The organism is uncultured Rothia sp. (assembly GCF_916049665.1).
Classification (GTDB): Bacteria; Actinomycetota; Actinomycetes; order Actinomycetales; family Micrococcaceae; genus Rothia.
Map to the genome: position 1 here is coordinate 22,278 of NZ_CAJZIE010000017.1, position 10,237 is coordinate 32,514.

Consider the following 10,237-nt stretch of genomic DNA (forward strand, 5'->3'; position numbering starts at 1 on the left):
AGGTCAGCGGCGAAGTCTTAGACCTTATCGACCACGTTCTTACGGGAACGCGAGCTCAGGTAGTACGACTGCACGTCCTGTAGCGGGTTGCCCTGATCATCGGTGTCGTGGCGGGTCCAGTTACCCTCAGAATCCAGGTGCCAAGTACGCGAAGAATCACTCATGTAGATGGTGAACATATCACGCAGGTACTTCACGTGGCGCGGATCCTTCACCGGCACGAGCGCCTCAATACGGCGGTCAAGGTTACGGTGCATCATGTCGGCAGAGCCAATGTAGACAATCGGATCGCCGCCGTTCTCGAAAGCAAACACGCGCGAATGCTCCAAGAAACGACCCAGCACCGAACGGACGCGAATATTCTCGCTCAGACCCTTAACGCCAGGGCGCAGAGCACAAATACCGCGAACCACCACATCCACCGGCACACCTGCCTGCGAAGCACGGTACAGCGAATCGATGACGGCCTCATCCACCATGGAGTTGCACTTGATCTGAATCTTCGCCGGGCGGCCAGCCTTGTGGTTCTCAATCTCCTGATCGATGCACTCAATCAGGCCGCTACGCAGAGTACGCGGCGCCACCAGCAGCGACTGGTAGTTAGTCTTCGGTGCGTAACCGGACAGCTGGTTGAACAGGCGGGAGACGTCCTCACAAATCTGCTCGTCGCAGGTAATCAGACCCAAATCCTCGTAGAAACGAGCGGTCGACGGGTGGTAGTTACCGGTACCAATGTGCGCGTAACGGCGCAGGTGGTTACCCTCGCGGCGCACCACCAGCGACAGCTTGCAGTGAGTCTTCAGACCCACGATGCCGTACACCACGTGCACGCCGGCGCGCTCCAGCTTACGAGCCCAGGAGATGTTGGCTTCCTCATCAAAGCGAGCCTTAATCTCGACCAGCGCCACGACCTGCTTGCCTGCCTCAGCGGCCTCAATCAGCGCATCCACGATGGGGGAGTCGCCACTGGTGCGGTACAGAGTCTGCTTAATCGCCTGAACACGCGGGTCAGCGGCAGCCTGCGCCAGGAACGCCTGCACACTGGTTGCAAACGAGTCGTACGGGTGGTGCAGCAGTACATCGTGATCGCGTGCGGCAGCGAAAACGTCCGCAGCCTTCGCGGTCTCGGTGGCGTTGAGCCAGCGGGAGGTGTGCGCAATGTGCTTGGGGTAGTGCAGCGCCGGGCGGTTCGCGCGAACAATCGCACTCATGCCGCGCAGATCCAGCGGAGCCGGCAGACGGTACACCTCAGACTCGTCAATGTTCAGCTCAGAAATCAGCAGGTCCAGGATGGTCGGGTTGATGGTGTCCTCAACCTCCAGACGGACCGGCGGACCGAAACGACGGCGCAGAAGCTCCTTCTCCAGAGCCTTCAGCAGGTTCTCTGCATCGTCCTCTTCCACCTCAAGATCCTCATTACGGGTCACGCGGAAGACGTGGTGCTCCACAACCTCCATGCCCGGGAAGAGAGTGTCCAGGTGCTCAGCAATGATGTCTTCCAGAGCAATGTAGCGGCTCTCGCGGCCCGCAGTATTAGCGGCGCGGGAACCATCCACAGAGACCATACGGTCCAGCTGATCGGGCACCTTCACGCGCGCGAACAGCTCCTTGCCGGTCTGCGGGTTACGCACCAGCACCGCAAGGTTCAGCGACAAGCCCGAAATGTAGGGGAAGGGGTGCGCCGGGTCAACCGCCAGCGGGGTCAGAATCGGGAAGATGTCCTGCATGAACTCCTGACGCAGGCGCTGCTTAGCGTCCGCGTCCAGGTCGTCCCAACCCACAATGCGGATATTCTGCTCCTCCAGAGCAGGCAGAACCTGGTTGTGGAACACATCGGCGTGGCGCTCCTGCAGCTTATGGGCACGCTCAGCGATCTCTTCCATCTGCTCCTCGGGGCTCAGGCCCGCCGCCGAAGGAACCGCCAGACCGGTCGCAATGCGGCGCTTCAGACCCGCCACACGCACCATGAAGAACTCGTCCAGGTTAGACGCCACAATCGACAGGAAGTTCAGACGTTCCAGCAGGAACAGGTTCGGGTCCTCCGCGAGCTCCAGCACGCGGGTGTTGAAGTCCAACCAGCTGCTCTCACGGTCGAAGAAACGCTCCGGACCGAACTCCTCTTCCAAGCTGAAGTAGGAGCGCTTCTCGCCCTTCTCAATGCGGTCGCCGCGAGACTCGGCACGCTCAATCTTCGAAATATCGTGGCCGATATGAATGACACCGGTCATGGGTGCCGGCTCAGACGGCTTAGGCTTAGGCGCCTTATTCAGGCCATTGGGGGCGGGTACCATACTGTACTTGCCTTTCTGCTCGGGGATAAGTCGTGAAGAGGCACGCCAACTGTGGCGCACCAAAACTAGGCGGCAGGCTCAGCCTGCTGGGCGGGGGCGTACATGCGGTCAACCGTCGCCACACCAAAGCCCAAGGAAGTGTACAGGGCGTAGGCGGCGGTGTTATCGGCGTCCACGTACAGGTCGATGGCGCGCAACGGCTCGCCGTTCTCATCCTCCGCACAAGCCAGGTACGCCAGTGCGCGCAGGGTGAGGGTACGACCCAAGCCGCCTCCCTGTGCCTGCGGGCTCACACCCACCACATAAATCTCGCCGGAGGGGGACAGCTCGCCCTGCTCCTGACCGGTCGGGATCTTCGTCCAGGTGAACGCCGCAATAGCGGAATCATCATCCACCTCGGAGGCGATGAAGAAACCCTCGGGACGGAACCAGGGAGAGCCGGTGCGCTCGCGCAGGTCGGCGAGGGTGAGCTTGCCCTGCTCGGGGTGGTGCGCAAATGCTGCGGCGTTCACGCGAAGCCAGGGGAATTCGTCCGCGCCGGTAAAGGTACGCATCCGCAGGTTTTCCGGCAGAATGCGCGCGTCGGAGCGTTCCACGAGCTCTTCGCGGGTCTGAGCGTCCAGGGGCAGAACCATCTTGTACAGCACACGCACCGGCTCGAAGCCATGCAGGGTCGCGAATGCGTGGGCGGGGCTTTCAATACCGGTGTCGGTGGCGCTGCCGTGAACCCAGAGGCGGTACCGTACGGCGTCTTCACCCAGCTGGCGGACGGCGTGGTCGAAGAACGCGCTACCTGCGCCTCGTCCACGGTATTCGGGGGCGACGGCTGCCTCAATCACGCCGGTATCTTCGTCATGTGCGGGGGTGAGAGCCACGAAGACAGCAGCGAGGGTGCCGTTGTCCTCGGCGACAAAGAAACGCGGAGGGGTGAGGGTGCTTTCGCGTAGCGCCTTGCTCAGCTCGATGCGGGTCTGCTCGGAGAACGCCGAAACGCCGTCGTGCTTGGCAACCGCCTGGGCAAAGGAATCGAATCGTTCCAGCAGCTCTTCGGTGAGCTGCGGTTCCGCGTAAACAAGGGAGCTTTCAGCGGGCAGGGTGGAGGGATTGGGTGTCTGACTGTGTACCATCATCGCCTTCTTTCGTAGCCTTCTGATTCAACTCTACCGGGGATGATTGCTCTTTGAAGAGTTTGCTCTTCGTCTTGGGCGAATATGACAAGAACCGGAACATTTACACATTCTGGTACCTGGTTCAGCGGCGAGTCTACTCGAGAACGGGCACACCAAAACAGCGGTTGGTACCGCAAAATTAGCGCGTGCTGTTGAAGGAATAGCCCACGTTACGCACGGTCGAGATCATCTGTTCGTACTCGGTGCCGAGCTTGGAACGCAGACGACGCACGTGCACGTCCACGGTGCGGGTGCCGCCGTAGTAGGAGTCGTAACCCCACACTTCAGAGAGCAGCTGGGCGCGGGAGAAGACCCGTCCGGGGTGCTGAGCCATGAACTTGAGTAGTTCAAACTCTTTGAAGGTCAGGTTCAGTGCGGTGCCGGAGAGGTGTGCAGAGTACGCCTGGGTGTCAATGACGAGGTTGCCCGCGCGCACGATGCGTTCTTCGGAGCTTTCTTCTTCCGCGGCTGCGTCGCTCTTGATAGCCAGGCGCAGGCGCGCATCCATTTCGGAGGGGGATGCCTGGTCAGAGACGATATCGTCCACCTGCCAGGAGGCAGCAACCGCCGCCATGCCGCCCTCGTTGAGGAGCGCGATGAGCGGCAACTGCACACCGGCTGCGCGCAACAGCTGGGCGCATTGGCGCGCCTTGACGAGGGCGGTGCGGGCGTCGACCATGAGCAGGTCGAAGGTCTCGGATTCGAGAGCGGTGTGGGCGGTGTCGAGGGGAAAGACGTGTACCTTGTGGCTGAGCAGGCTCAGCGAGGGGATCATATCCTGCGCGGCGGTGTCGCTCATGAGCGCAATACGGTACACACCCTCTCCTTTCCCAGGTATTTCCCGTGTAAAACTTTTGGCTCTTTCTAGTGTACTAGCCTGCCTGTGTTGTAGCTGTGGGAGCTGGTGTAGCCTGCGGCCGAATATCGTATTCCGGACTGTTCGTACAGGCTTCTCAGCTGGCTATGATAGGGCACCTACCCGGATTCTGCGGGGCTAATATTTTGCTGGCGCCGGGTGGGGCGTATGCCTGCTGAGAATCGTGCTGTTCACTATGTTTCTGCCGCTGATTCTGCGCCCTTTCGGGGCGGGTCTATGGTAGGTTTAAGGCATGGAAAACAATCTTATGGCTCTTGAAGCTCTCTTCATGTCGCTGATGGCTATCATCTCCGTGTGCATCGGTATCGGTGCATTCGCAGTGTTGCGTGGCCTCTTCAGCGGTCAGAAGTAGTCTTCCCGCACAGAGCAGAAGCATCGCCCACACAGGGCTTTAGGCGGTCGTACGGTTCGTACCGCCTCGCCAATGACGGCGTGAACCCCCACCCGGTCCCCTCCGGTTGGGGGTTTTCTATATGTCTGATGCCGGGCGTGGACGGGAAATTATCCCGCGCCGAGGGCGAACGAACAGGGTACCGTTTTACGCTCGGGTACTAAAATAGGGGGTATGGCTATTGAAATCCCTACCAACCTAACCCCTGAACTTGTTCCCTTCGCATGGCTGCTCGGCACCTGGGAGGGTACCGGAACCATGTGGTACGAAGGCCAGGAGAATACCCCCTTCGGCCAGATTATTACTTTTGAGCAGGATGGTCTGCCCTTCATCGAATACCGCGCTGAATCTTTCCTCCTCGATGACGAGGGTCAGAAGCTGCGTCCCATCACCGTTGAGACCGGTTTCTGGCAGATTGACCGCCCCCTGACTGACGCCGACGGCGGCTTCGGTATCGTTCCCAAGGACGTTATTCCCGCCTTCGCTGACGCTGAGAGCGTTGAGACCCTGCGCAACGAGGACGACGGTTTCTCGCTGCTGGCAACCATCGCGCATCCCGGCGGCATTAGCGAGAACTATGTGGGCATGGTCAAGGGCCCGGTCATTCGCATGCAGACCGGTAACCTGCTCCGTGACGACATCTCCCACGAGTACGCGGGCTCCGTGCGCCTGTGGGGCCTGGTCAACGGCAACCTCATGTGGGACTGGGAGGTCGCAGACGCCGAGGGTAAGCTGCACAAGCACGCCTCCGCTGAGCTTCGTAAGACTTCCTCGATGACCGGCGATTCCCTGGGAACCTCGATGTTCGGTTCCCTGGACGGCGAAGAGCCCACCGGCGAGCCCGGCTCCGAGCCCACCGCCTAATACATTACTTATGTCTGCCCCGCTGAATGGCGGGGCAGACTCTTTGCGTGAAAGGTGCACCTTCCGTGACTGAATCTTCGCTTGAAGCCCCTCAGGCTGAGGCACCCCAGCCTGATGCCGCCCGCCCCGCGAGCCCCCTGCTGGGCCTGCACGGCGCTTTTGCCGCCTCCGGGCTGGACGCCGGCGTCGCCGCACACTACGGCAACCCCATGCTGGAACAGCGCGCCCTCAGCTTTGACCGCTCCGCCGACGCAGGCGAACCGCTGGTGCTGGTGGACCGCTCCTCCATGGGCGTGGTGCGTGTTGCGGGTCCGGATCGTCAGACCTGGCTGACCTCCATCGCTTCGCAGATTCTGACCGGCATGACCTCCGGGGAGAGCCGCGAGTTCCTGCTGCTTTCGCCCCAGGGGCGCGTGGAGTACGCCCCGGCTGCTATCGAGGACGGCGAGGCGCTCTGGCTCATCGTGGAGGGTGACCAGGCTCAGCCGCTGACCGATTACCTGAACCGCATGAAGTTCATGATGCGCGTTGAGGTGCAGAACCTCAGCGACGAGTACGCCGTGCTGGAAAGCGCCCGCAACCCGATTCTGCAGGACGGTTCGGTGCATCCGGCGCTCGCGGAGGCTAAGCCGCTGGTGTGGGAGGATCCCTGGCACACTCCGGCACCGGGTAGCTACCGTTACGACGAGGCGGGTGACGCTCACCCTGGCGCGGACTACGTGCGTTTCTTGAGCATTGTGCCGCGCTCTGTTCTGCCCGCCCTGGCCGAATCTGCGGATGCGCGTTTTGCGGGCCTGTGGGCTGCGGAGGCTCTGCGTATTGAGGCGTGGCGCCCGCGCTACGGTACCGAAGCTGACGATAAGACCATTCCGCAGGAGCTGGATTACACCCGCACCGCGGTGCATTTCGATAAGGGTTGCTATAAGGGCCAGGAGACAGTCGCTCGTGTGCATAACCTGGGTCGCCCGCCGCGCCGCCTGGTGTTCTTGGATATTGACGGTTCGGAGCACACCCTGCCGGCGGCAGGTAGCGAGCTGTTCGTGGAAGGCAAGTCCCGCCCGGTCGGTCGCATTACCTCGGTGGCGTTGCATCACGAGGCGGGCCCGATTGCTCTGGCTGTGATTAAGCGCGGCGTTGATCCGCAGGCGCCTTTGCGCGCGGTTGATGGCGGCGACTTCCTGCCGGATGGTTCGCCGGCACCGGCTACCGAGTATGCGGTGGCTCAGACGACGGTGGTTTCGCCGGAGTCCGGTGAGGTGGCGCGTCGTTCTTTGGCGGGTCAGGATTTCCTGAAGCGCTAGGGCATTCCTGCCCAAAAGCTACCCCCGCTAAAATCCACCCCAACTAAAACCGCGGAGGCGGACACCCGTTACGAGTGCCCGCCTCCGCGGTTTTAGTATGTGTGCTCAGCAATCTTACCGAGCTTATGGGGTTTAGCGGCCGAAGAGGACGGCTGCTTCTTCCCAACGTTCCTGAGGTACGGACTTCAGGCCGTCCAGTGCCTCTTCGAGGGGTACGTACTTGATTTCGGTGCCCTGAACGGAGACCATCTTGCCCCACTGCTTCTGAGCGACCATGTCGACTGCGCCCATGCCCAGGCGGGTTGCGAGCACGCGGTCGTAACCGGTGGGTGCGCCACCACGCTGGATGTGGCCCAGGATGGTGTTACGGGTCTCGACGCCGGTCATCTTCTCGATTTCGTGGGTGATGTACTCACCGATACCACCGAGGCGGGGACGGCCGTCCTTTTCGGTACCCTTGTTTGCCATGACGTCGTCGAAGCCTTCGGGGATGAAGCCTTCAGCAACAACAACCAGGGGAGAGCGGCCGCGGTCGTGTACTTCCTTGACCCATTCAGCAACCTGCTCCATGGAGACCTTGACCTCGGGAATCAGGATTGCGTGTGCGCCTGCTGCCATACCGGAGTGCAGTGCGATCCAACCGACGTGGCGGCCCATGACCTCTGCGACCATGCAGCGGTGGTGCGATTCACCGGTGGTGCGGATACGGTCCATAGCCTCGGTTGCGATGGACACTGCGGTGTCGAAACCGAAGGTGTAGTCGGTTGCGCGCAGGTCGTTGTCGATGGTCTTGGGAACACCGATGACGGGCAGGCCTGCGTCTGCCAGACGCTTTGCGCCTGCGAGGGTGCCTTCACCACCAATAGCGACGATTGCGTCGATGCCGTGGCGTTCCATCATGATTTCGATGTTCTCGGGGCCACCGTTGGGGCCGTCGAAGGGGTTGGTGCGGGAGGTACCGATGATGGTGCCGCCCTGAGATGCCAGGCCGCGAACCTTCTGGCGGGGCAGGTCCATGTAGTCGCCTTCAACGACGCCGCGCCAGCCATCACGGAAGCCGACGAACTCGTAGCCGTACTTCTTGACGCCGTTGAGGACAGCGCCGCGGATGACAGCGTTCAGGCCGGGGCAGTCGCCGCCGGAAGTAAGCAGACCGATCTTCATGGTTGGCTCCTAATGTCTGCGCGTTTTAGGTGTTGTGCGCGCGTGTATATAACTATGACCTCCACGATTTCGGCACATGAATGCGCGCCGGTCGGGAGGTCGTTCTCTTGGTCTCTATTTTAGCGATGTTTGGGTTGTGTTGGTAGTGGTGGAATGGCGTGGGAATGCCCAAATCGCGGCATAAAAGTTCAGGTTTTTGAAACCTGTATGTTTGGGTTTGAAGTACAAATAGCCGCCGCTTCCCACCTATGGCACCGAAGAGGCAAACGAGGCCTCCGCGCATCCGAAAAGATGCGGGAGGCCTCGAGTGTTTTAAAAATATTTTTAAATCTTTGTGGGATTCCCGGTTTTTAGGACATAAAACGGTCAATAGCCCTGTGTTTGATCGTTTTGTGCCGGTTCACCCAACACCTAAACCGCACCTCCCGCCGGGGCGAGAGACGCGGTTCGGAGAGCCGCGAACTAGTCGCGTGCCTGACCGAGGAACTTCTGCAGGCGTGCCAGGCCCTCTGCCAGGTCCTCGTCGCTCAGGGCGTAGGAGAGGCGCAGGTAGCCGCTGGGGCCGAATGCCTCGCCGGGAACTACGGCGACCTCAGCCTTTTCGAGGATGAGCTCAGCCAGCTCTGCGGAGGTCTGGGGGCGTACGCCCGCGATTTCCTTGCCGAGCAGTTCGCGTACGTCCGGGTATGCGTAGAACGCACCGGTGGGTACGGGGCAGTGCACGCCTTCAATAGCGTTCAGGCCGTCGACGATGGTGCGGCGGCGGCGGTCGAAGGCGGCGTGCATGATTTCCACGTCGTCCTGCGGACCGGTCAGAGCGGCAAGAGCTGCGCGCTGGGCGATGTTGTTGACGTTGGAGGTCATGTGGGACTGCAGGTTGGAGGCTGCGGCGATGACGTCGCGCGGGCCAATCATCCAGCCCACACGCCAACCGGTCATGGCGTAGGTCTTTGCCACGCCGTTGAGGATGACGCACAGGTCAGCGAGCTCGGGCACTGCCTTCAGGATGGAGACAGCCTGAACACCGTCATAGGTGAGGTGCTCGTAGATTTCGTCGGTCAGAACGAAAATGCCCTTGGACAGAGCCCATTCGCCGATGGCGCGGGTTTCCTCTTCGGTGTAGACGGCACCGGTCGGGTTGGAGGGGGAGACGAAGATGAGCGCCTTGGTGGCGGGGGTGTAGGCTGCTTCGAGCTGCTCGACGGTGACCTTGTAGTGCTGGTCGCTACCGGCGAACACCTCGATGGGGTTGCCGCCTGCCAGGCGGATGCACTCGGGGTAGGTGGTCCAGTAGGGTGCGGGCAGCAGGACGTCGTCGCCTTCGTCAATGACGGTTGCGAATGCCTGGTAGACCGCCTGCTTGCCGCCGTTGGTGATGACAACCTGGGAGGGGTCAATCTCTACGCCGGAGTCGCGCAGGGTCTTTTCCGCGATTGCCTTCTTCAGCTCGGGAAGGCCGGAGGCGGGGGAGTAGCGGAAGTTCTTGGGGTCGTTGAGCGCTTCGCGTGCGGCGTCCACAATGTGCGCGGGGGTGGGGAAGTCCGGTTCGCCTGCGCCGAAACCGATGACGGGGCGTCCCTGAGCCTTGAGTGCTTTTGCCTTTGCGTCGACGGCAAGGGTTGCGGAGGGTGCGATGGCACCGATGCGGCTTGAAATACGCGCCATGGGGCTCTCTTCTCTTTCTTCTTGTGCGCTGCCGGCGTGAAGTCGACAAGGAAATAGGTGATGGGAATGCACGTGTGGGACCAATCTGCGCCTGATGGGCGCGGGTGTGTGCGGCATTCCTCTTATTAGGATACGGTCCACTAGTAGTGATGCGGAACCCTTCGTCAAGGTATCTCAAGAGGTTTTTCGAAAAATATTACATTCTGAAGTTGCATCGGCCCCGAAAGATGGTTTACAGTTAGTTCTGCACCCGCAAGGGTGTAATTGTTTGCCCCTCTAAAGCCCACGGCTTAGGAGGCAATGGAGGAGTAGACAAGTGAGAAGCAACTCTCACACCTGAAGTTAACGCTTCAAAGGGTGGTGGCTCAATTGGTAGAGCAGCGGTCTCCAAAACCGCAGGTTGCAGGTTCGAGTCCTGTCCGCCCTGCTTTTATTGCCTCAATAAATAATTTGTACGCCCGCACTCCGGGCGTACTTTTTTAGACTCAGAAAGGGGCAGAAGAAATGGCATCGTC

Annotated in this window: 7 protein-coding genes and 1 tRNA gene; 3 read left to right on the top strand and 5 right to left on the bottom strand. The window is 60.8% G+C overall.

Annotated features, from left to right (window positions below):
* Window positions 1-17 precede the first annotated feature (17 nt).
* The 3 genes from QZ540_RS02900 to QZ540_RS02910 form a co-directional block, all read right to left on the bottom strand.
* A complete protein-coding gene (locus tag QZ540_RS02900) occupies window positions 18-2,291 on the bottom strand; it encodes an RNA degradosome polyphosphate kinase (RefSeq protein ID WP_294627590.1) in 2,274 nt (757 codons plus the stop codon).
* A gap of 65 nt (window positions 2,292-2,356) precedes the next feature.
* Window positions 2,357-3,421 carry a mycothiol synthase gene (gene mshD, locus QZ540_RS02905; protein ID WP_294627592.1) on the bottom strand — a complete coding sequence of 355 codons (1,065 nt, stop codon included), beginning with the start codon at window positions 3,419-3,421 and terminating at the stop codon, window positions 2,357-2,359.
* Between the two features lie 178 nt (window positions 3,422-3,599).
* Window positions 3,600-4,277 carry a response regulator transcription factor gene (locus QZ540_RS02910; RefSeq protein ID WP_294627594.1) on the bottom strand — a complete coding sequence of 226 codons (678 nt, stop codon included), beginning with the start codon at window positions 4,275-4,277 and terminating at the stop codon, window positions 3,600-3,602.
* Window positions 4,278-4,902: 625 nt separating this feature from the next.
* On the opposite strand from QZ540_RS02910, the gene QZ540_RS02915 reads away from it, so the two are divergent.
* Together QZ540_RS02915 and QZ540_RS02920 are read left to right on the top strand one after the other, a co-directional pair.
* A complete protein-coding gene (locus QZ540_RS02915) occupies window positions 4,903-5,592 on the top strand; it encodes an FABP family protein (protein ID WP_070634875.1) in 690 nt (229 codons plus the stop codon).
* 65 nt (window positions 5,593-5,657) lie between these two features.
* Complete coding sequence (locus tag QZ540_RS02920) at window positions 5,658-6,893, top strand: folate-binding protein YgfZ (RefSeq protein WP_294627597.1); 1,236 nt, start codon at window positions 5,658-5,660, stop codon at window positions 6,891-6,893.
* A gap of 132 nt (window positions 6,894-7,025) precedes the next feature.
* On the opposite strand, the gene QZ540_RS02925 is transcribed toward QZ540_RS02920, so the two are convergent.
* Together QZ540_RS02925 and QZ540_RS02930 are read right to left on the bottom strand one after the other, a co-directional pair.
* A complete protein-coding gene (locus QZ540_RS02925) occupies window positions 7,026-8,057 on the bottom strand; it encodes a 6-phosphofructokinase (RefSeq protein WP_049347329.1) in 1,032 nt (343 codons plus the stop codon).
* A gap of 462 nt (window positions 8,058-8,519) precedes the next feature.
* Window positions 8,520-9,722 carry a pyridoxal phosphate-dependent aminotransferase gene (locus tag QZ540_RS02930; RefSeq protein WP_294627599.1) on the bottom strand — a complete coding sequence of 401 codons (1,203 nt, stop codon included), beginning with the start codon at window positions 9,720-9,722 and terminating at the stop codon, window positions 8,520-8,522.
* A 354-nt stretch (window positions 9,723-10,076) separates the two neighbouring features.
* Between QZ540_RS02930 and QZ540_RS02935 the strand changes: the two genes are divergently transcribed.
* Window positions 10,077-10,149 (top strand) — tRNA-Trp (locus tag QZ540_RS02935).
* Window positions 10,150-10,237: the final 88 nt, after the last annotated feature.

What these genes read in the sequence shown, in the direction of transcription:
- QZ540_RS02900 (WP_294627590.1), bottom strand. Translation starts at nt 2,291, where the DNA reads ATGGTACCCGCCCCCAATGGCCTGAATAAGGCGCCTAAGCCTAAGCCG.
- mshD (WP_294627592.1), bottom strand. Translation starts at nt 3,421, where the DNA reads ATGATGGTACACAGTCAGACACCCAATCCCTCCACCCTGCCCGCTGAA.
- QZ540_RS02915 (WP_070634875.1), top strand. Translation starts at nt 4,903, where the DNA reads ATGGCTATTGAAATCCCTACCAACCTAACCCCTGAACTTGTTCCCTTC.
- QZ540_RS02925 (WP_049347329.1), bottom strand. Translation starts at nt 8,057, where the DNA reads ATGAAGATCGGTCTGCTTACTTCCGGCGGCGACTGCCCCGGCCTGAAC.
- QZ540_RS02930 (WP_294627599.1), bottom strand. Translation starts at nt 9,722, where the DNA reads ATGGCGCGTATTTCAAGCCGCATCGGTGCCATCGCACCCTCCGCAACC.